This window comes from Halomonas sp. DQ26W, from assembly GCF_003339685.1.
Lineage (GTDB): Bacteria > Pseudomonadota > Gammaproteobacteria > Pseudomonadales > Halomonadaceae > Halomonas.
The window spans coordinates 17,181-37,928 of the sequence record NZ_QPKI01000020.1 but is presented as its reverse complement, the minus strand read 5'-3'; the positions used below and the strand labels follow the sequence as shown (position 1 = coordinate 37,928).

19 protein-coding genes are annotated in these 20,748 nt (G+C 61.4%); all 19 read left to right on the top strand.

The window, feature by feature from the left end; genetic code table 11:
* Positions 1-310 precede the first annotated feature (310 nt).
* Positions 311-1,990 (top strand): PilZ domain-containing protein, encoded by a 1,680-nt coding sequence (locus tag DU490_RS11540; RefSeq protein WP_114574440.1) that lies wholly within the window; start codon positions 311-313, stop codon positions 1,988-1,990.
* Between the two features lie 172 nt (positions 1,991-2,162).
* Positions 2,163-3,530: a flagellar filament capping protein FliD gene (gene fliD, locus DU490_RS11535; RefSeq protein ID WP_114574439.1), complete on the top strand. Its 1,368-nt coding sequence runs from the start codon at positions 2,163-2,165 to the stop codon at positions 3,528-3,530.
* Positions 3,531-3,608: 78 nt separating this feature from the next.
* Complete coding sequence (gene fliS / locus DU490_RS11530; protein ID WP_114574438.1) at positions 3,609-4,028, top strand: flagellar export chaperone FliS; 420 nt, start codon at positions 3,609-3,611, stop codon at positions 4,026-4,028.
* A gap of 1 nt (position 4,029) precedes the next feature.
* Positions 4,030-4,422, top strand: a complete 393-nt coding sequence (locus DU490_RS11525) for a flagellar protein FliT (protein ID WP_114574437.1) — start codon at positions 4,030-4,032, stop codon at positions 4,420-4,422.
* Positions 4,419-5,729, top strand: coding sequence for a flagellar hook-length control protein FliK (locus tag DU490_RS11520; RefSeq protein ID WP_114574436.1), 1,311 nt, complete (start codon positions 4,419-4,421; stop codon positions 5,727-5,729). Before DU490_RS11525 ends, DU490_RS11520 begins: the two co-directional genes overlap by 4 nt.
* On the top strand, positions 5,710-5,991 hold the full coding sequence (locus tag DU490_RS11515; protein WP_114574435.1) for an EscU/YscU/HrcU family type III secretion system export apparatus switch protein: 282 nt from the start codon (positions 5,710-5,712) through the stop codon (positions 5,989-5,991). The genes DU490_RS11520 and DU490_RS11515 overlap by 20 nt, the downstream gene beginning before the upstream one ends.
* Positions 5,992-6,319: 328 nt before the next feature.
* Positions 6,320-6,652, top strand: a complete 333-nt coding sequence (gene flhD, locus DU490_RS11510; RefSeq protein ID WP_114574434.1) for a flagellar transcriptional regulator FlhD — start codon at positions 6,320-6,322, stop codon at positions 6,650-6,652.
* On the top strand, positions 6,649-7,236 hold the full coding sequence (gene flhC, locus DU490_RS11505) for a flagellar transcriptional regulator FlhC (protein WP_114574433.1): 588 nt from the start codon (positions 6,649-6,651) through the stop codon (positions 7,234-7,236). The genes flhD and flhC overlap by 4 nt, the downstream gene beginning before the upstream one ends.
* Before the next feature lie 199 nt (positions 7,237-7,435).
* Positions 7,436-8,308, top strand: a complete 873-nt coding sequence (gene motA, locus DU490_RS11500) for a flagellar motor stator protein MotA (RefSeq protein WP_114574432.1) — start codon at positions 7,436-7,438, stop codon at positions 8,306-8,308.
* Entirely contained in the window at positions 8,305-9,252 is a 948-nt protein-coding gene (gene motB / locus DU490_RS11495; RefSeq protein WP_114574431.1) for a flagellar motor protein MotB, read from the top strand. The genes motA and motB overlap by 4 nt, the downstream gene beginning before the upstream one ends.
* A gap of 41 nt (positions 9,253-9,293) precedes the next feature.
* Positions 9,294-11,396, top strand: coding sequence for a chemotaxis protein CheA (gene cheA / locus DU490_RS11490; RefSeq protein WP_114574430.1), 2,103 nt, complete (start codon positions 9,294-9,296; stop codon positions 11,394-11,396).
* The gene (locus DU490_RS11485) at positions 11,393-11,887 is read left to right on the top strand and encodes a chemotaxis protein CheW (protein ID WP_114574429.1); all 495 of its coding nucleotides are present in this window, start codon (positions 11,393-11,395) and stop codon (positions 11,885-11,887) included. Before cheA ends, DU490_RS11485 begins: the two co-directional genes overlap by 4 nt.
* Positions 11,888-11,971: 84 nt before the next feature.
* The gene (locus DU490_RS11480; protein WP_258801640.1) at positions 11,972-13,303 is read left to right on the top strand and encodes a methyl-accepting chemotaxis protein; all 1,332 of its coding nucleotides are present in this window, start codon (positions 11,972-11,974) and stop codon (positions 13,301-13,303) included.
* A 79-nt stretch (positions 13,304-13,382) separates the two neighbouring features.
* A complete protein-coding gene (locus DU490_RS11475; RefSeq protein ID WP_114574474.1) occupies positions 13,383-15,581 on the top strand; it encodes a PAS domain-containing methyl-accepting chemotaxis protein in 2,199 nt (732 codons plus the stop codon).
* A complete protein-coding gene (locus DU490_RS11470) occupies positions 15,581-16,456 on the top strand; it encodes a CheR family methyltransferase (RefSeq protein WP_114574427.1) in 876 nt (291 codons plus the stop codon). The genes DU490_RS11475 and DU490_RS11470 overlap by 1 nt, the downstream gene beginning before the upstream one ends.
* A 135-nt stretch (positions 16,457-16,591) precedes the next feature.
* A complete protein-coding gene (locus tag DU490_RS11465; protein WP_114574426.1) occupies positions 16,592-17,653 on the top strand; it encodes a chemotaxis response regulator protein-glutamate methylesterase in 1,062 nt (353 codons plus the stop codon).
* Positions 17,654-17,694: 41 nt separating this feature from the next.
* On the top strand, positions 17,695-19,455 hold the full coding sequence (locus tag DU490_RS17590; RefSeq protein WP_114574425.1) for a methyl-accepting chemotaxis protein: 1,761 nt from the start codon (positions 17,695-17,697) through the stop codon (positions 19,453-19,455).
* A 62-nt stretch (positions 19,456-19,517) separates the two neighbouring features.
* Positions 19,518-19,907, top strand: coding sequence for a chemotaxis response regulator CheY (cheY, locus tag DU490_RS11455; protein WP_114574424.1), 390 nt, complete (start codon positions 19,518-19,520; stop codon positions 19,905-19,907).
* 37 nt (positions 19,908-19,944) lie between these two features.
* A complete protein-coding gene (gene cheZ / locus DU490_RS11450; RefSeq protein WP_114574423.1) occupies positions 19,945-20,634 on the top strand; it encodes a protein phosphatase CheZ in 690 nt (229 codons plus the stop codon).
* Positions 20,635-20,748 lie beyond the last annotated feature (114 nt).

Sequence of the window (20,748 nt, the reverse complement as noted above, 5' to 3'; positions counted from 1 at the left end):
GGGGCCTCAAGAGTTTTGCCTCGCTGCCGATAGACCTGCTATCAGGCGTCATTCGCGGACAGGGGGCGAAGAAGCTGTGAAGCCGACCCCGATGCCATTGACCGGTTCGTCATGCCCTGGCCGGATGCACGGAGTTGGACGTCGCTCTATGCAACTGTTGCAAGGATGGTTCGCTTTTCTGGAACAACCTCTACCTGGCGCCGGTGCGCGATCCGACAGGCGTGCTGGCGCACTTCGTTGGCTTGCAGCATGACATTTCCGAATGCACGTCCTGCGAGGTGAGGCTCTTTACCATGCATAAGAGGCAAGGATGGCGCAGGCACAAGAAGACTTTGTTCGAGTCGGCAATCCGGCCGACATCGAATCACTGCTGGATGCGTTGATCCAGCCGGGTGGAGCATCGCTGCTGCTCGACCAGCCCGAGAGTACACCACTTCCGGTGGTGCTGATGGAGCAGGTTCCGGCGAAATCGCTGGTTATGGATATCACTGCAGTGCGTGAGATCGGCGGTGAACTCAAGCGGGGGCTGGGCTTTCGCCTGTTGGGCCAGATTCAGGGCAAGATCGTGCGCACACCGTTGCTCAAGACGGTGGATAGCGAAATCGTCGACGGCAGGGTGGTCTTCCACTGCGAATACCCTCTCTATCTTGAGGAGATGCAGCGCCGCGAGGCGTTTCGGGCTCGGCTTCGGCTGGGCATGGAGGTGGGAGCCATCCTGCGCGGCGAAGCCGGGGCGACCGTTCAGGGCGACCTCAAGGATCTTTCCCAGCAGGGGTGCCAACTCGAGTTGCCGGCCTCTGCCGCGACGCTGCTCTCTTCGGCGGCACCAATCGAGATCGAACTCTGTTTTCCCAACGGCACACGTTTCGTGGTCAAGGCAACTGCCTGTCATACCGTCGCCGATAGTGACCGTCAGACGATGCGTGTCGGCTTTCGATTCGAAGGCTGCAATGCCGAGCAGGAACGCAAGCTGTGGTTTTTCGTGCACGAGATCGAACGCGAGTCGTTGCGCCATGCGGAAGAGGCGGATGTCGGACGCCGACCCTCCATGCTCTTCCAGGGGCAAGCGGCCGCCTCGGTACGGGTGGGTCGGCGCAACCTGCTGAGCTATCCCACCCCCATGGCGCGTCGCCTGACGCGGGTGGCCGGTTACTTGGACGCCCAGTTGCTGGAGTTGCAGCAAGGGGGTGGTATCGACTCGGTCCAGCTTTCCCGGCATGCCGACATGTTGTTGATGCTGGCCGATGAGGACATGGAGGCGCTGCTGTTCGCGACCCGCTGTCTTGGCCGTGAGCCTTTGCTGGTCCGCCATGGGCTCGCCGTGGCCGTGCACATTGTGGCCCTTGTGAATGGCAGTACGCTGGCGCGTGATGTACGTAAGGCCCTGGCGTCCAGCGCCATGGTGCATGACCTGGGAAAAGGGCTGGTGTCCTGCGACTTGCTGTCGGCCGCCTCACTCGATGCGGGCGGCTACGCCCAACTGCAGATGCATGTGCCGTTACTGATGAGAGCCTTGGCCGGTTGCCAATGGCTCTCCGCAGGCGTGGTCAAGGCGGTGGTGGAAGGGATCAACGAGCGCCTTGACGGCAGCGGTTACCCGGCCGGGCATGGTGGCGACCGATTACAGGAGCTCTCCCGCATGAGCGCGGTCGTGGACGTGGTCGACGCCATGCGTCGCGACCGTCCCGACCGCCCGGCCTGGCGCATCGATGCCGTGTATCGGCACTTGCTCAGCCATCCCAGTCAGTTCGATCCGCGCTGGGTTAAGCGCTATATCCAGTGTTTCGGCTTGCGGCCGATCGGTTCGCTGGTGCGCTTTGCCAATGGCGATATGGCATGGATTCAGCGGCTCGACCAGCAGGGCAAGCCGTTCCAGGTACAGCTCACCGACGCCTTGGAGCCTCCGGGCGAGGCGCTCGGCGAGGTGTTGCGCGGCAATGTGATAGCCCGGCTGGGCGAGCCCATCGAAGAAATCCCCATCTCGACCTGAACATGGCGTAGCCGCCGGGTGTCAGGCGCGACATGCCATTGACGGTTTGGCCTACCATTAAAGTTGTCGGCCGTTTTGCCGATGAAGGGAAATAACCCCAAGGTTGCGGGCTTTTCGCCAGAACCCCTGGCGCCGGGCCTGGCAGAATAGCCGGGATGACAAAGGAACCATCATGACCACAATCACGTCACTGGGTATCGGGTCAGGGCTCGACCTGAACGGACTTCTGGATCAGCTCAATGTCGCTGAGCGTGGCAAGCTCGAGCCGATCAAGCTGCAGCAGAAAAGCCATCAGGCCAGGATCTCGGCCTATGGCAAGCTGCAGGGCGTCCTGGCGACCTTCCAGAGCGCGGCAACCAAGCTCAATGATGCCAAGTTCTTCCAGAGCGTGGGCAGTAGTGTGACGGGGAGCGGCGTGAAGGCGGCAGCTGGCGCCGATGCCCAGCCCGGACGCTTTGATGTTGCCGTCACGCAGCTGGCGCGTGCCCAGAGCATCGCTTCAGTCGGAGTGGCTGACCGGGAGGAGCAGTTAGGGGCGGGTACGATTTCGTTGAAACTCGGCAATGGCGAGCCTTTGAGCATTATCCTTGAGCCGGGAAAAAGCTCATTGAATGACATCCGTAATGCAATCAATGAAAGCAAGTCCGGCGTGACGGCATCTATTGTCAATGACGGCAGCGGTGAGCCGTACCGGCTCGTGATCACCTCCGACAAGACCGGTACGGAGTCAGCGGTAGAGATCGACAGCATCGAAGGCGACCTGGCCGGCAAGCTGGCCTTCGCCGTAGAGCCTGTTGTCACCGCCCAGGATGCTCAGCTGAAGGTCAACGGTATTGATATCGTCAGTCAATCCAACCAGGTGAAGGGCGCCATCCAGGGGGTGACGCTAGACCTTACCGAAACGACTGCCGAAGGGTCTTCTGTCACCGTCGTTGTGGAGCGAAACACTCTGGCGATTCGTGAGGCCGTCAGCGGTTTCGTCAAGGCCTACAACGACATGCGCGGCACAATCAGCGGATTGACGAAATTCAATGCCGACACCGGGGATGCGGGCGAACTGCTGGGTGACAGCACGCTGCGCACCGTAGAAAACCGGATGCGCAGCGTGCTGAACGGCGGTGTGGGCGAAGGCGAGCTGCGCATGCTGTCGGATCTCGGTATCAAGCTGCAGCGTGACGGCACCCTCAAGCTCGATGAGGATCGCCTGAGCGACATCGTCGCCAATCAGCCCGGGGCGCTGTCAGCTTTCTTCGCCGGCCAGGACAAGGCCGGCGGCATGGCCGGCAAGCTCAACCAGTCGCTGGATCAAATGCTCGGCGATCGAGGTCTGCTGAACAACGCCAAGCGCGGTCTTGAGTCGCGCCTCAGCAGTTTGGCCGACCGCTTCGAGCGCATGGAGCGCAGCATCGAGAAAACCATCGACCGCTATCGGATCCAGTTCGGCCAACTGGACAGCATGATCGCCACCATGAACCAGACCAGTGACTATCTGTTCCAGCAGTTCGACATGATGAACGCTCAGTTGGGGCGCAAGAAATAATCGGCTGACGGAGTCAGGGTGTTTTTGCCCGGCCGGTCTCATATCACGACAGTCGACCACGACAGGAGAATGACTGCCATGAGTACCATACGAGGAGCTGCCGCCTATGGCCGCGGGGCCGGGGCCTATGCCCGGGTCGGCGTGGAGAGCGGCGTGATGTCGGCAAGCCCGCATCAGTTGATCGTGATGCTGTTCGACGGCGCCCAGGGGGCCGTGCGCGCCGCCCGCATCCACATGCAGGCCGGTAATATCGCGGAGAAGGGCAAGGCCATCTCCAAGGCGCTGGATATCGTCAACAATGGCCTCCTGGCGGCGCTGGATACCGAGAAGGGCGGCGAGATCGCCGAGCGCCTCGGGTCGTTGTATGACTATACCGCCCGGCTGCTGCTGGCGGCGAACCTGCATAACGATCAGGAGAGTCTCGACCAGGCCGAGCAGTTGCTTGAGGACATCGCCTCGGCGTGGCGCGAAATCGGCAACAACGGGGCGCAGGGCTGACATGATGAAGACGAATGCCGGTGGTCCAGAAGCGGTGATCGCCGGCTACGCTCAGTTGCAAAAGCAGGTGGCGGTAATGCTAGAGCTGGCACGCAGCGGCGAGTGGGAGACGTTGATCAAGCGGCAAACCGACTATCTGCAACTGGCGGAACGGCTTAGGCGGCTCGATGCCGAAGCGCCGCTGAGTGACAGCGATGCGGAGCGCAAGGCCGAGTTGCTTGAGTCGATCCTGGCCGATGACATGGCGATTCGCGAGCAACTGATGATGCGCCGCGATGAGCTGGGCCAACTGATGGGCAGCACGCGCCGAAAGCGTGAGCTGCATCGCAGCTATGGCAGGCAGGCCTCGTCAGTGGCTAGCGCCTCCGATGACTTCGGCCAGGGAATCTCGTGAGTGGCATCACGCCACTACTGGATACGCTGCTCCATCAGGTGTTGGGTAAGCGTGTCGATACGGCGCCGCTTCGTGACCTGAACGAGCCGGTTCGCGCCGTCGACCCGGGAGAGGGCCCCCGAGCGTTACACAGCGATTCGCGGCTGGAGGGGCGCCGCCCCGCCACGACACCGTTGCCCGGTGCCTCCTCGCCGCAACAGCGAGGTGAGGCGCCTCCCGGCCAGGCAGATGCCGCCCGCCCGCCTGCTTCCATCCAGACCCACTTCAGCCCTTCTGCACGAACCATTGCCGATTTATTGGTACGCTATCCGGCGCCACCATCGGTGCTCAGCAGCCCTTCGCCGTTGATGGCGCTGGACGAGGCGCCGAGTGCGACGACGCTGGCGAGCCGGCTGCAGGCCGGTGTGCGCGACAGCGGGCTGTTCTACGAATCCCATCTGTCGCGCTGGTATCGTGGTGAAGTCACCCGCCAGCAGTTGGAGCGTGAGCCACAGATGTGGCGAACCCTGCGCTTTTCACCGGCGTCCACGGCTCCCGCTGCAACGGCCCCGGATGCTCGAGCTGCCACCGGACCGACAGCTCCGGGGACCCTGTTCGCCGCTGTGCCCGGCACGCTGTCACCATCGCTGGCTGCCGGTAGCGGGCCTGCTCAAGGCCAGGCAGCCCAGGCCGGCACGTATGCTGCTACCGGCGCACTACCTGGCGGGGCAGGGGGAGTCCCAGGGGCTAGTGACGCCATGCAAAACACGGCTTCGCCACTGCGCGACACGGCCACCACCGGGCGTGGCGCCGCCGCTCTGGGGCAACTCGCCGGCGCCGAGGCTATCGCCGGGCGTGAGGCGGGCGATAGCCAGGCTCGGCTGCGGCCGGCAGGTGGCGAGGCGGTACATGAGAGCCTCCAGGGTGTGGTGCGACACCAGTTGGAAATGCTGGTGACACCGATGCTGCGCTGGGAGGGAGATGTCTGGTCGGGCATTTTCATGGCGTTGATGGTGCAGCTGCCTGCCGGCGCCAGGCGACACGGTGAAGAGGAAGAGGGTGGCGATGACAGTGATGCGCAGCCGGAAACCTGGCACTCCGAGCTCCAGCTCAGGGTGCCTAGCCTTGGTGACATCCGCGTAGCGATGTGGCTGCGAGACAGCGATGTCAGGCTGGAGTTGAAGGTACACGACGATGCCATATTGGCCACTCTGCAGGGAGGCGTCGCCAAGCTCGAGGAGCGGTTGAGAGCCGCCGGCTTGACGAAGGTGCTCATCGCTACCCGGCTAGTGCACGAGGAGGTCTCCGATGACGGAGCCGGGCCCTGAGAAACGTCGCCAGGCAATTGCCCTGGCCTACCGTGATGGCGATGATGCGCCTCGGGTCCTGGCGAAAGGCTACGGTGACATGGCCGATCGTATTCTGGCCGAGGCTAAGCGTCAGGGGGTCTACGTGCATGATGCCCCGGAGCTTGTGTCGCTGCTGATGGGCCTGGACCTCGATGAGCGGATTCCGCCGATGCTCTACCAGGCCATAGCCGAGCTGCTGGTGTGGGTCTATGAGCTCTCTGACGCGCAGCAAGAAAGATAAAATATGTAAAGAAAAGTTATTTAGTGTTACAAGAAATATTTTCCTTGTCGTTTGTCAATCTCTTAATGCGCCCTTTATTTGCCTTACGACAAATTCATTACCAAAATTAACCTTGGGATGATTTTCTTGATCACAGGCAGTGGTAGTGCAGTGCTTTTGGCTGGTTGGCAACGCAGTTTCAAAACCTCACAATGGGTTCCGTAGAAAAGCACGTCCTTATGGGTGCTGTTCCGGCTTTTGCTGATGCGCTTCATCGGCAGTCGCTGCGCTCGTGAGAGAACGTATAAAAAAATATAAGGACACGCGTAATCGCGTGCAGGGAACCGATATGATGACCACGAATCACCTGGATGACATTCAGGAAATCAACCTTGCCTATCTGTTGCTGGCACAGCGTCTGCTCAACGATGACCGGCCCGCCGCGATGTTTCGCTTGAAACTCGATGACGAAACCGCGCACCTGCTGCTGTCGCTGGGTGCCGCCCAACTGGCTCGGTTGGCCCGTACCAACCAATTGCTGTGCCATTTCGGGCTTGATGGCGCCGAGCAGTTGCGTCAAGTCGTCGCTAACCCCCGTGACAATGGATTGTCGCAGTTTCATGCTTCGCTGCTGATGGCAGGGCGTGGGACCGCATCCATTGCGCGGGGGGGAGAGGCATGACACAGCAGAAGAGCCTCATCACGGAAATGCAGCAGGTGCAGCTAGCCATCGAACTGATCGAGCTGGGTGCGCGCCTGCAGGTGCTGGAGACCGAGACCGACTTGAGTCGTGCGCGTCTGATACGACTGTTCAAAGAAGTGCGTGGCATGTCGCCCCCCAAGGGGATGCTGCCTTTCTCCACCGACTGGTTCATCACCTGGCTGCCGAACGTGCACGCCTCGCTGTTCTATAATATTTTCCGCAGCCTGCGAGAAGATCAGCGGTGTGAGCGAATGCAAGCCTTCGTCACCGCCTATCGGCTCTACAGCGAGCAGGTGAGCATCGATCAGGTCGAGCCGGTGCTGGGCCTGACCCGTGCCTGGACCCTGGTGCGATTCTTCGAGAGCGATCTGTTGCAACTGTCGGCCTGCACCCAATGCAACGGAAACTTTGTGGCACATGCCCACTCGCCGGACCATGATTACGTCTGCGGTATCTGCATGCCCCCCTCTCGCGCGGGCAAGACGCGCAAGCGTCGCGAAAGAGAGGCGGCACAGCTGGCTTCCGAGGTGGTCGAGTTGCCCGCTGCGCGGTGCGCCAACTGACCGAGCGCTGCTGGGGCAGGCAGATTTCTAGCGCCATCCGGCTTTGGCCGGACCCCTTCGCCGCCCCGGCCCTGTGCCGGGGCGGCGTTGTTTTTCGCGTTTTTTCTTATGCTTTTTGCGGCATCGGCCTTAAGTCCAGGCAGGCTTGGCCGATAAACTGGAATATCGACGAGTCGCGTTCCTATTAAGGATATCGGTTGTGCTGATTTTGATTGGCTATCTGGTCGTCATACTCTGCGTCTTCGGCGGCTATGTGCTCGCCGGAGGTTTCCTCGGTCCGCTCTACCAGCCGACCGAACTGCTGATGATCGGCGGGGCGGGTGTGGGCGCTTTCATCGCGGCGAACAATGGTAAGGCGATCAAGGCCACCTTCAAGATCTTTCCCAAGCTCAAGCGAACCCGCAAGTACAACAAAGCGATGTACATGGAACTGCTCGCGGTGCAATTCAAGCTGCTGGGCAAGATCCGCCGCGAGGGCATGCTCGGCATCGAACGGGATATCGACAACCCCAAGGAGAGTGCCCTGTTCCAGGAGCATCCCAGGGTCCTGGCAGATCCGATGATCATGGATTTCCTTACCGACTATCTGCGCCTGATGGTCAGTGGCGGCATGGACCCCATGGAGATCGATGAGCTGATGCTCCATGAGATCGAGACCTTCGAGCAGGAAGCGCATATTCCCGCTGATGCCATTGCCAAGGTGGGTGACGCCATGCCGGCATTCGGCATCGTTGCGGCGGTCATGGGCGTGGTCAAGGCGCTGACCTATGCCGATGCGGGACCGGAGCAGATGGGTGAGATGATCGCCCACGCCCTGGTCGGTACCTTCCTCGGCATCCTGATGGGTTACGGCTTCATCAATCCAGTCGCCAGCAGTATCGAGCGACAGATCAAGGAAGCCGAGAAGATGCTGCAGTGCATTCGCATCACGCTGCTGGCCAGCCTGCATGGCTATGCGCCGCAGCTGGCCGTGGAGTTTGGCCGCAAGGCGCTACATACCGCCGAGCGCCCTGGCTTCTCTGAGCTGGAGGAGTATGTCCGTAACGCCAAGGCGGGTGCAGTCGGCGAATGAGTGCTACCGGCGACAAGCGCCCGATCATCATTCGGCGCAAGAAAGTGGTCCATGGTCATCATGGCGGCAGTTGGAAGATTGCACTCGCTGACTTCATGACGGCCTTGATGGCGCTATTCCTGGTGATGTGGATCCTCTCGGTGGCCAGCGAAGAGGAGCGTCAGGGAGTGGCGGACTACTTCAGTACGCCCTTGACTACGGCCATCAGTGGCGGTGATCGCTCGGGCAGCACCCGGGTCATTCCGGGAGGCGGGCCCGACCCGGTACACAGTGATGGTGAGCAGGCGCGGGTCGATACCCGCAGTCAGACCCGGCCCAGCGATCAGCAGCGTCGCTTCTTCATGGACCTGCAGCGTCGTATCGAGGCGGTGATCGAGCTGGACCCTGAGCTTCGCGAACTGCGCCAGCAAATGCGCTTCGATCTCACCCCCGAAGGGCTGCGGATCCAATTGCTGGATACCGAACAGCGGCCGATGTTCAACATCGGCAGCGACCGTGTAGAGCCTTACATGCGAAACCTGCTGCACACCATTGCGCCGCTGCTGAACGAGTTGCCCAACCACCTGAGCATTGGGGGGCATACCGACGGCCTTCCCTTTGCCGGTGGCTACCGCGGCTACAGCAACTGGGAGCTGTCCAGCGACCGGGCCAATGCCTCGCGTCGTGAACTGGTGGCCGGCGGCTTCGATTCGGACAAGTTGTTGCGGGTTTCCGGCTTCGCCGACCGTGTACCGTTGCCGGAAACCGATCCGTTCAACGCTGACAATCGCCGGATCGAACTGCTGGTTCTGCTGCCCGAGGTGGCTACGTACATTCGTCGGCCCAGCACCCTCAACGGCCCAGGTGTGCCCAGTCCCATGAGCTCGCGGTTGGAAGGCGAGGTGGAACTGGCGCCAGTGGAACAATTTACGGAAAGCCTGCGTCGTTCGCTCAATCCGGAGTGAACGGAGCTAGGAACATATTCTGACATCAGGTGGGGACGCGCATGGATATCACGGATTTCTATGACACTTTTTTCGAGGAAGCCGAAGAGCTGTTGGCCGACATGGAACGCTACCTCCTGGAGCTTGACGTGGACGAGCCGGATACCGAGGAGCTCAACGCTATCTTCCGGGCCGCTCATTCAATCAAGGGCGGGGCGGGGACCTTCGGTTTCGATGCGTTGCAGAAAACGACCCACCTGTTCGAGAACCTGCTCGATCATACCCGCAAGGGGGAGCTCGCCCTGCGCCGGGATATCGTCGATATTTTTCTGGAAACCAAGGACATGCTCAGCGATCAGCTAGACGCCTACCGCAATGGCGACGAGCCCGATCAGGAAGCCTTTGAACGTATTTGCCAGACCCTCCAGCAACTGGCCCTCGATGAGATCGGGCAAGACCTGGGCGGTGGTGGTTCCGTGCAACAGACGGCGAAAGCCAAGCCCGCACCCGAGCCCGCCCCGGCCAGTGCGCCTGAAGCGGATATGAACGCCGATGACGGGCAGCGCATCGTGACGTTGTTGAACGTGGGTGAGAAGGATCGCCAACTGTTGGTTGAAGAGCTGGGACAGTTGGGTGAGGTGATCTCGCACCAGGGCGACGAACAGCGCTATGAGGTGTTGCTTGCCTCCAGCGAAAGCAATGATGATATCGAGGCAGTGATGTGCTTCATCATCGACGCCGATCAGCTGCAGATCAGCATGGCAGGTGAGGCTGGGGCCCCTGCAGCGGTAGACAAGGCAGCAGCAGCGACGGCTGCGCCTGCGTCTATCGCCAAGGCTGTAGAAACACCCGAACCGCACGAGAAGCCAGTCGAGAAGTCGGTGGCAAAGCCTGTCGGCGCCAAGCCCAAGGCCAAGGGGCCAGAGAGTGCTTCCATTCGCGTTTCCGTCGACAAGGTCGACCAGATAATCAATCTGGTGGGCGAGCTGATCATCACCCAGTCGATGCTCGACCAGACAGTGAGCGATATGGATGCCGTTGCCGACAGCGCCCTGCTCAACGGCATGAGTCTGCTGCAACGCAATGCCCGGGACCTGCAGGAGTCGGTAATGTCGATCCGCATGATCCCCATGGATTTCGTGTTCAGTCGTTTCCCGCGGGTGGTCCGTGAAACTGCTGGCAAGCTTGGCAAGGAGATCGAGCTGGTCACCGAGGGCGAGTCCACTGAACTGGATAAAAGTCTGACCGAACGAATCATCGACCCGCTGACACACCTGGTGCGCAACAGCCTCGACCATGGCATCGAGATGCCGGAGGAACGCGTGGCCGCCGGCAAGCCCCGTGTCGGGCGTCTTACCCTTTCAGCACAGCATCAGGGCGGAAATATCCTCATCGAGGTGGTCGATGACGGCGCGGGTCTGAACCGCGACCGGCTGCTGGCCAAGGCGCGTGAGAACGGTTTGCCCGTCTCCGACACCATGAGTGACGACGATGTCTGGCAACTGATATTCGCACCGGGCTTCTCCACCGCCAAGGTGGTCACCGACGTTTCCGGCCGTGGTGTCGGCATGGACGTGGTCAAGCGCAACATCCAGGGTATGGGCGGCCATGTCGAGATCATGTCGAAGCCCGGCGAAGGGACGCGGATTCGTATCGTGTTGCCGTTGACGCTGGCGATCCTTGATGGCATGTCCATCAAGGTGGGCAATGAGATGTTTATCCTTCCACTCACGGCGGTACTCGAATCGCTGCAGCCGGCCAAGGATGACCTGTATGCCATGGCGGGGGATGACGTCGTGCTCAAGGTGCGCGACGAGTATCTGCCGGTGGTGGCGGTCCATGAAGCCCTGGATGTGCCCGGCGCCAAGACCAAGCTGGCCGAGTCCATTGCGGTCATCGTTCAGGGCGAAGGGCGTCGCTACGCCTTGCTGGTTGACGACCTGGTCGGCCAGCAGCAGGTGGTCGTCAAGAACCTGGAAACCAACTATCGCAAGGTGCCGGGTGTATCGGCGGCCACCATCCTGGGCGATGGCAGCGTGGCCTTGATCCTGGATATCACCGGCCTGCATCGCCTCAGCCGTGCCAAGAAGGAGGTGCGCCGTTCCGAACGTACCTACCAATCTCTTGAAGCCTTATCCGACAAAGAGCTGGAGACTTCCTCATGAACTCGACGAATGAGGCGGCCCTGACTGCCGCTGAAGCCCACAACCGTGAATTCCTGGTGTTCTCGCTTGGCGAGGAGGAGTACGCGGTCGATATCCTCAAGGTGCAGGAGATCCGCGGCTACGAGAATGTCACGCGGATTGCCAATGCGCCCGACTTCATCAAGGGCGTGACCAACCTGCGTGGGGTTATCGTGCCCATCGTCGACCTGCGCATCAAGTTTCATCTCGACAAGGTTGAGTATGGCGGACAGACCGTGGTGATCGTGGTCAACGTCGAAGACCGAGTGGTGGGTATCGTGGTGGATGGCGTTTCCGATGTGATGATGCTCACGCCCGACCAGATCAAGCCGGCACCCGAGTTCGGCGTCACCCTGTCGTCGGATTTCCTCAGCGGGTTGGGTAGTCTCGATGATCGCATGCTGGTGATTGTCGACATCGACAAGTTACTCACCAGTGACGAAATGGCCCTGGTCGAGCAGACCACGGAGTAGGACACCAAGGGCAGTTGGCCACACGCTAAGTCTTATTATTCACAACCGGGCAGGCTGACGCCTGGCTAGAAGCGAGGAAGTGTCGTGAAGCGATTTGAAAACATGACCATGCGTCTGAGTTGGGGGTTGGTGCTGTTTTTCTTCATCGGAGCAGTAGTGATACTCAGTGCCCTGGGACTGTCCGCCCTCGGGCGGGCGGTGAATGCGGTGGCCGAGATCGCTCCCCATGCCGGTGCCGACGGGGCGCTGCAGTTGCGCACCTTCGAGTTCACCGCCGGTTGGATGCGTTTCGTCATCTGGGCCGTATTGTTAGGCACGCTCATGACCGCAGGCGGTGTGGTCTGGGGCATCACTGTCAACGTTCTGCAGCCGCTGGATCGATTGGTGGGTTACTTCGAACGGCTCGTCGAGGGTGACCTCACCCAGAGCGTGGAGCGGCGCGGCAACAACGAAATAGGCCGACTTTACAATGCTCTGGCAGACGTGCAGGAAGGGTTTTCCGGCACGGTAGACACGGTGCGTAGCAGCAGCGAGGGTATCTATCACGGTGCCCAGGAAATTGCCCAGGGCAACAGCGATCTTTCTTCACGCACCGAGCAGCAGGCCGCCTCGCTCGCCGAGACCGCGTCGAGCATGGAAGAGCTGGCTTCGACCGTCGAGCACAATGCCGACAACGCTCGTCAGGCCAGCCAGCTGGCCGCCGAGGCGACACGTACGGCCAAGCAGGGGGGCACCGTGGTGGGCGAGGTGGTGACCACCATGCACGATATCAATGAAAGTTCGCACAAGATGTCGGACATCATCGAGGTGATCGACAATATCGCCTTCCAGACCAATATTTTGGCACTCAATGCCTCGGTGGAGGCGGCGCGCGCAGGTGAGCACGGGCGTGGCTTCGCCGTGGTGGCGCAAGAGGTGCGCAACCTGGCGGGACGCAGCGGCAACGCCGCCGGCGAGATCCGCCAACTCATCGAGGCGTCGCTGAAACGGGTGGATGTCGGCACCCGGCGGGTCGATACGGCGGGCCAGACCATGACCGAAATTGTCGCTGCGGTACAGCGCGTCAGCGACATCATGGACGAGATCGCCTCGGCCTCTCAGGAACAGAGCAACGGGATCGGGCAGGTTAACCAGGCCGTCACCCAGATGGACCAGGTGACCCAGCAGAATGCCACCCTGGTGCAGCAGGCCGCCACCGCGGCCACGCAGCTCGAAGCCGAGGCCGCCAGCCTGCGCCAGGCGGTGGTCCACTTCCGCCTGGCAGGACAGCAAGCAGACGACGCAGACGCATTGAAGTCGGTTGCCCGCAAGGCACTTGGGGCCCCGGCACCACGCGACCCCATGCCGGGAGACCGGCACAAGCCGTCAACATCGAACGCGTCGCGGCAAGGTGAAGAGGAGTGGGCCTCGTTCTGAGGTTGAAGTTCCCTTTCCGGTGGGGCGGCATCATCGTGCCGCCGCCCCGATGAACCTGAACGGTCAAGAGAATATCATCATGCGTGACAACCAGCCCGTAACCCAGCAGGAGTATCCGGTCCAGGATAGTGACGTCCTGATCTCACGTACTGACCTCAAGGGACGGATCACTTATGCCAATCAGGTATTTGTGGCGATATGTGGCTTCACCCAGGAGGAACTGCTCGGGGCCGCGCATAACATTGTGCGTCATCCCGACATGCCCCAGGCGGCCTTCGCCAATCTTTGGGAGACGTTAAAGGCGGGAGAGAGCTGGCAGGGGTTGGTCAAGAACCGCCGCAAGAACGGCGACCATTACTGGGTCAATGCCCGGGTAACACCCATCCTCGATCAAGGCGAGGTGGTGGGCTATGCATCGGTGCGGGTCAAGGCCGGTCGCGAAGCAATCGAAGTGGCTGAGCAGGCCTATGCCGAGATACGTGAAGGTCGGGGTGGAAAGTGGCGGTTGGACCGCGGCCAGCTGTGCCGGCGCGGTCTGGTAGGTGCCTTGTCGCGGATGAAGGACAGCAGCCGCACCATGCAGGCGCGCATCATCCTCATGGTCGCCGTGTCGCTGATGCTGCTGGTGGTCAGTATCGGCATGGGGCGGCTTGGCCTGCAGGAGTCGGGGGCGCGCATGGCCCAGCTCAATGACAATGGGCTCGATAATGTTGAGGATCTACAGCGAATCAGGCGGCTTGCCACCGAGTTGCCCCGCCAACTCGCTTCTCGGGCCAGCATGAGCATCGTGGGGGAGCGACATGCGCAGTCCGCGGCACTTTTCGATTCGGCTGAGCGGCTGCGCGCCTTGTGGTCCGATTACGCCTCGCGTGAGGGCAATCGAGTTGCCGAGGCCCGGGCCTTCGGGGAGCAACTCGACACCTTCATTCAGCAACAGTTGCTGGTAATGGCCGAGTCGCTAGGTGGTGAAGAGGCCTACGAAGCGCTGTTTGCCCTCAACAATGGCTTAGAGGCATTGCTGGCAAGCGCCGACGAGGTCGCATCCACGATTGACACTCTGGTGGCGGGCGAGCGGCGGTTGGCCCGGGCAGCGGTCAACGATGCACAGTCAGTTCAGCAGCAGATGCTGCTGGCCCAGGGGGCGCTGATGATCGTGGGGCTGGCACTGCTGATGCTGCTTGGGGTGTGGACACTGCGCTCGGTGACTCGGCCACTACGCGAGGCGACATCGTTCGCTCTGCAGGTTACGGCTGGCAATCTCACGGCGAAAGCGCCGGCACGACGCCGGGACGAGGTCGGCCGATTGCTGGACGCCCTGAACAACATGCGCAAGAGCTTGCTCGGCATCGTTGGTGATCTGAGTAGCGGTATCCAGGTGGTCACGCCCTCGGCTCAGGAGATCGCCAAGGGTAACGATGATCTTTCCTCGCGTACCGAACAACAGGCCGCCTCACTGCAGCAGACCGCTTCCAGCATGGAGGAGATGACCGCCACGGTAGTGCAGAATACCGACAATGCCCGCCAGGCCAGCGGCCTGGCCACCGAGAATGCCGCCCAGGTCGACGAGACCGGTAAGCGGATGCATGAAGTGGTCGCTACCATGGAGCGCATCACCGCCAGCTCCAACAAGATGACCGACATCATCAACGTCATCGACGGTATCGCCTTTCAGACCAATATCCTCGCCCTGAATGCCTCGGTGGAGGCGGCCCGGGCCGGTGAGCAGGGTCGCGGCTTTGCCGTGGTGGCCGGCGAGGTGCGCAACCTGGCGGGGCGCAGTTCGGACGCCGCCAAAGAGATTCGCCAACTGATCGACGGTTCATCCAGCGAGATCAAGGAGGGTGCGGCTCTGGTGCAGAAAGCCGAGAGCGCCATGGTGGACGTGGTGGCGGCTTCGCAGCGGGTCAAGGGCATCATGGGCGAGATTACTGCCGCCTCCGAGGAGCAGAGCAGCGGCATCGGCCAGATCAACCAGGCCATCACCGAAATGGACCAGGTCACCCAACAGAATGCCGAGCGTGTGCAGCAGAGTGCGCGCGCGGCCAGCGACCTGCAACAACAGGCGGAGCAGTTGGCCCAGGCCATTCGGGTGTTCCGTTTGCGTGGGGCGGGTCCTGAGCAGGTCGAGCCCAAGAAGTCGGCGCAGACGGCCGCCCGCGAGCCCAGTCTCAGGCCCGCCATGCCGTCTGCGCAGCAGGATCCCCGGCCGGTGAAGCCGACACCGGCGAAGCAAGACAAGCCAGTGTCATCCGTGGATGAAGAGTGGGAAACGTTTTGATGACAACAGACTCAGGTGCCGGTGCCGATTCGGGCCAGTGGTCCGGACTGGGTCAGTTGGAGCGTGATCTGATCCTGACCGACGAGGATTTCGACCAGATTCGCAAGCTGATCTACCAGCGTGCGGGCATCGTGTTGGCCGAGCACAAGCGCGAGATGGTCTACAGTCGATTGGCCAAGCGCCTGCGTCTCCACGGCTTGACCCGCTTCAGCGATTATCTGGCAAGGCTGGCTCGCCAGCCCGATGCGCGGGAGTGGGAGGCGTTCACCAACGCGTTGACCACCAATCTCACGGCTTTCTTTCGTGAGATGCACCATTTTCCGCTGCTGGCCGAGCACGTCCGCCAGGTCAGCGGGCCGGTGAGAGTCTGGAGCGCTGCGGCGTCATCTGGTGAGGAGCCCTATTCGCTGGCCATGACGCTGATCGAGAGCCTGGGCTCGAAGGCGGCCGATGCACGGGTGGTGGCAACCGACATCGATACCGAAGCCCTGGCGCGCGCCCGGGCGGGGGTCTATCCCCTCGAGCAGGTGCGCAAGCTCGATGAGGCTCGCGTGAAGCGTTTCTTCCAGAAGGGCAAGGGGCAACACGAGGGATTCGCCAGGATTCGGCCCGAAGTCTCGTCGCTTGTGGAGTACAAGTCGATGAACCTGCTGGCACCGCAGTGGCCGATCAAGGGTCCCTTCGATGCGATCTTCTGTCGCAACGTGATGATCTACTTCGACAAGGAAACGCAGGCGCGGATTCTCGAGCACTTTGCCCCGCTGCTCAAGCCCAACGGGTTGCTGTTTGCCGGCCACTCCGAAAATTTTTCCTACATTAGCAAGGTGTTTCGACTAAGGGGGCAGACTGTCTACACATTGGCAAATCAGCGCTGAGCATGCTTGCCGCTATCCGCCTGCCATCTCTTGTCGATTTGGCGCTAAAGTTTTGGCCCTCCAGGCCGATGCTAGAGCTATATGTCATTCGTCTTGGGTCGCGTCGAGCGGCCCTTTCCATCAAGGAGGTCTGTCTTGAGTGCAGCCACGATACGGGTGCTGTGTGTCGATGACTCGGCGCTGATTCGCGACCTGCTGAGCGAGATCATCAACTCCCAGCCGGATATGGAAGTCGTGGCCGTAGCGCCGGACCCATTGGTAGCGCGTGATCTCATCAAGCGACATAACCCCGATGTGCTGACGCTCGATGTCGAAATGCCGCGTATGGACGGTCTCGACTTCCTCGAGCGGTTGATGCGCCTGAGGCCCATGCCGGTGTTGATGGTGTCGTCGCTGACACAGGCAGGGTCCGAGGTCACGCTTCGGGCACTGGAGCTGGGTGCGGTCGATTTCGTGGCCAAGCCGGCACTGGGTATACGCAATGGCATGATGGATTATGCCAACGACATCGCCGAAAAGATTCGGGCCGCGGCCAAGTCGCGTCCACGTCAGGCACGGCAGAGCCAGGCAGTGCCGCGGGCGACCTTGAAGGCACCGCTGGTCTCGAGCGAAAAGCTGATCATCATCGGTGCCTCCACCGGCGGTACGGAGGCGATCCGCTCCGTGCTCGAGCCGCTGCCGGCCAATAGCCCGGCGATCCTGATCACCCAGCACATGCCGGGTGGCTTCACCCGCTCCTTTGCCGAGCGGCTCGATCGCTTGTGCCAGATATCGGTCAAGGAAGCCACGGATGGTGAGCGTGTGCTGCCGGGGCATGCCTACATTGCCCCGGGCGATGCCCACCTGAAACTGGTGCGCAGTGGCGCCAACTACGTGGCCCGGCTCGACGATGGGCCGCCGGTCAATCGCCACCGCCCCTCGGTAGATGTACTTTTCCATTCCGCCTCCACACAGGCCGGGCGAAACGCCATCGGGGTGATTCTCACCGGCATGGGCAAGGATGGTGCCGTGGGGCTGCTGGAGATGCGTCGGGCCGGTTCGCCCACGCTGGCCCAGGATGAGGCGAGTTGTGTGGTCTTCGGCATGCCGCGAGAGGCGATCGCCCTGGGCGGTGTCGATGAAGTCATGGCCCTCGACGACATCCCCGAACGTCTGATGGCACTGGTGGCAGCCTCTGGCCGCAGCCAGCGCGTCTGATTCTGGTCAAGCTTTTTTTCGTAATACGCAGGAGATTTTGCATGCGACGTACACTCCGCAATATCCGCATCCACACGGCTCTTGTCGCGGTGCTGGCCTGCTTTATGGCCACTGTCCTGGTGATCGGCAGCATGGGGGTGATGGCCGAGCGCAATGCCAGCCGCGCCCTGAACACGCTGGATCAGATCAGTGCCGCACAGCTCAACGAGATCAGCCGCGCCGATGCGCTGCTCAACCGCGCCCGAGTCGATCTCGAGATCGCCGCCAACATGCTTCTGATGGAACGGGGCACTATGGCCGAACGCCACCTGGAGGCTGCCAGTGACCAATTGCAGCTGGCCGATGAGTACTTCCATCGCTTTGTGGATACCCCCAAGACTGGCCAGGAAGAAGCACTAGCCCAGACCCTGGATGACGATTTCGATGCCGTCATGGATCTAGCTCAGGAATTGCGTGCGGTGCTGGCTTCTGCTGATATGTCCGGCGCCAATCGCCTGCGCGGTGAAATGATGGGTGCCAACGCCGCGCTCGACGAGAGTCTCACGCGCTTCGTGGAATATGGCTTCGACCACGCTGATCGTTTGATGGCTGACTTCAACACGCAGGCGCAGCGCTTGGCGTGGGTGGGCATCTTGCTGCTGCTGGGCGTTGCCGTGGCGGTGGCGGCCACTTATGTGGGATTGCGCTGGCAGCTCTTTCGGCCGCTGGATGCTGCCGTCGAAACCCTGCACCGCATTGCCAAGGCGGATCTCACGCAACCGATCCGGGCGGAGGGGAGCAACGAGATCAGCAAGCTGTTCGCTGCCATGCGCGATATGCAGGCCAACCTGATACGCATCGTTGGTGACGTGCGCACCAGCAGCGAATCGATCCATGTCGGTACCAAGGAGATCGCCGGCGGCAATGCCGATCTCTCCTCGCGTACCGAGCAGCAGGCGGCGTCGCTGGAGGAAACGGCCTCGAGCATGGAGGAGTTGACGGCTACCGTGCGCCAAAACGCCGACAACGCACGTCAGGCCAGCGGACTGGCGCTTGACACGTCAGCCAAGGCTGAGCGCGGCGGCGAGGTGGTCGAGAGGGTGGTCAAGACCATGGGCGACATATCCACGAGCTCGCAGAAGATCAGCGACATCACCGGCATGATCGACGGCATCGCCTTCCAGACCAATATTCTGGCGCTCAACGCTTCGGTGGAAGCGGCGCGTGCTGGCGAGCACGGGCGTGGCTTCGCGGTGGTGGCCGGCGAGGTTCGCAACCTGGCCAGCCGCAGCGCCACCGCAGCCAAGGAGATCAAATCGCTGATCGAGGGCTCCGTGACCCAGGTGAAAGAGGGATCGACCCTGGCTAAACAGGCCGGTGAGACCATGGATGAAGTGGTGGCAGCGGTTCGTCGCGTCACCGATATCATGGATGAGATTTCCGCGGCGTCCCAGGAGCAGAGCGACGGCATAGAGCAGGTCAGTCAGGCTGTTGGCCAGATGGACCAGGTCACCCAGCAGAACGCTTCGCTGGTGCAACAGGCCACGGTAGCGGCCTCCTCGCTGGAAGAGCAAGCCAACCGGCTGGAGCAGGCCGTAGCGGTGTTCCGTCTGGCCGGTGCCGGTGACGCGCTGAACGTCTCGCAGCAAACAACGGGAAACGCCACCGCCGATACACACCAGAGCCGTGCCGACATGGTGACCCGCACCCGAGTGCAGGCACTGGCCCAGCCTGCGCAGCGCCAAGTTGCCGAAGTGGACCCCAAGCCACAACGCAAGAGTCGCAACGAGCCGGTGTCCGAGGGCGAGTGGGAAGAGTTCTGAAGTACGACGGTGGAAAGGGTTGCCGTCAGTCAACTAGTGCATGATATTTACGAGGAATCCTGATGGCTGACAAGAACATGAGCTTTCTGGTGGTCGATGACTTCCCGACCATGCGCCGGATCGTTCGGAGCCTGCTCAAGGAACTGGGGTATACCAATGTCGAGGAGGCCGAGGACGGCCAGGATGCATTGACCAAGCTCCGATCCGGGGAATTCGAGTTCGTGGTCTCGGACTGGAACATGCCCAATCTCGACGGCCTGGAGATGCTCAAGCAGATTCGTGCCGATGACGGTCTCAAGACGCTGCCTGTCTTGATGGTCACCGCCGAAGCCAGGAAGGAAAACATCATCGCTGCTGCCCAGGCAGGTGCCAGTGGCTATGTGGTCAAGCCGTTCACGGCCGCAACCCTGGAAGAAAAACTCAACAAGATATTCGAGAAAATGGGCAAGTGATTGCTTGGGGCTGGCCCCTGGCGAAGGAGACGACAACATGAGCGCAAACGAGCAGCCCGGTGGGGTGCCGCCGTCCAGTGCTGCCGGTGATGAACTTGTGCAGCGTATCGGCCAACTGACGCGCATGCTGAGAGAGAGCATGCGTGAACTGGGCTTGGACAAGGAGATCGAGAAGGCTGCGGAAGCCATACCCGATGCCCGGGACCGCCTCAGTTATGTGGCGACCATGACCGAACAGGCCGCCGAGCGGTCGTTGAACGCCATCGACAGGGCGCAGCCATTGCAGGACTCGCTCAGCGATGGTGCCGAGTCGCTGGACAAGCGCTGGGCAGCATGGTTCGCCGAACCCAAGGAACTCGACGAGGCGCGTGAGCTGGTCAACGAGACCCGTTCCTACCTGGCCGATGTGCCGGACAAGACCCAGGCGACCCAGAAAGAGCTGCTCGAGATCATGATGGCCCAGGATTTCCAGGACCTGACGGGCCAGGTCATCAAGAAGATGATGGATGTGATTCGCGAGATCGAGCATCAACTTGTTCAGGTGCTCATCGACGCCGTTCCCGAGAACATGGACCGGGAAACCATGCGGCAGAAGGCCAATGATCAATGGGAATCGGATCGCAAGCGTGAGCAAAGCCTGCTGAACGGTCCTCAGATCAAGCCCGCGGCCGATATCGTCACCGATCAGGACCAGGTCGACGACCTGCTTGACCAACTGGGGTTTTAGGAGCCTGGCGCCTCCTCCCGCCTACATTGCTACCGATTACGCTTTTGCGCCGAGGGTCATGGTCGATAAGGCTACGATCATCGGCGCTTTTTGGCGTATTACCTCTCCCCTGAA

Bases quoted from the DNA above. Each gene is read 5' to 3' on its own strand.
- motB (WP_114574431.1), top strand. From the start codon at position 8,305: ATGAGTGCTACCGGCGACAAGCGCCCGATCATCATTCGGCGCAAGAAA.
- flhD (WP_114574434.1), top strand. From the start codon at position 6,320: ATGATGACCACGAATCACCTGGATGACATTCAGGAAATCAACCTTGCC.
- DU490_RS11515 (WP_114574435.1), top strand. From the start codon at position 5,710: ATGACGGAGCCGGGCCCTGAGAAACGTCGCCAGGCAATTGCCCTGGCC.
- DU490_RS11485 (WP_114574429.1), top strand. From the start codon at position 11,393: ATGAACTCGACGAATGAGGCGGCCCTGACTGCCGCTGAAGCCCACAAC.
- DU490_RS11470 (WP_114574427.1), top strand. From the start codon at position 15,581: ATGACAACAGACTCAGGTGCCGGTGCCGATTCGGGCCAGTGGTCCGGA.
- fliD (WP_114574439.1), top strand. From the start codon at position 2,163: ATGACCACAATCACGTCACTGGGTATCGGGTCAGGGCTCGACCTGAAC.
- DU490_RS11525 (WP_114574437.1), top strand. From the start codon at position 4,030: ATGATGAAGACGAATGCCGGTGGTCCAGAAGCGGTGATCGCCGGCTAC.
- DU490_RS17590 (WP_114574425.1), top strand. From the start codon at position 17,695: ATGCGACGTACACTCCGCAATATCCGCATCCACACGGCTCTTGTCGCG.
- cheY (WP_114574424.1), top strand. From the start codon at position 19,518: ATGGCTGACAAGAACATGAGCTTTCTGGTGGTCGATGACTTCCCGACC.
- cheA (WP_114574430.1), top strand. From the start codon at position 9,294: ATGGATATCACGGATTTCTATGACACTTTTTTCGAGGAAGCCGAAGAG.
- fliS (WP_114574438.1), top strand. From the start codon at position 3,609: ATGAGTACCATACGAGGAGCTGCCGCCTATGGCCGCGGGGCCGGGGCC.
- cheZ (WP_114574423.1), top strand. From the start codon at position 19,945: ATGAGCGCAAACGAGCAGCCCGGTGGGGTGCCGCCGTCCAGTGCTGCC.
- DU490_RS11475 (WP_114574474.1), top strand. From the start codon at position 13,383: ATGCGTGACAACCAGCCCGTAACCCAGCAGGAGTATCCGGTCCAGGAT.
- flhC (WP_114574433.1), top strand. From the start codon at position 6,649: ATGACACAGCAGAAGAGCCTCATCACGGAAATGCAGCAGGTGCAGCTA.
- DU490_RS11540 (WP_114574440.1), top strand. From the start codon at position 311: ATGGCGCAGGCACAAGAAGACTTTGTTCGAGTCGGCAATCCGGCCGAC.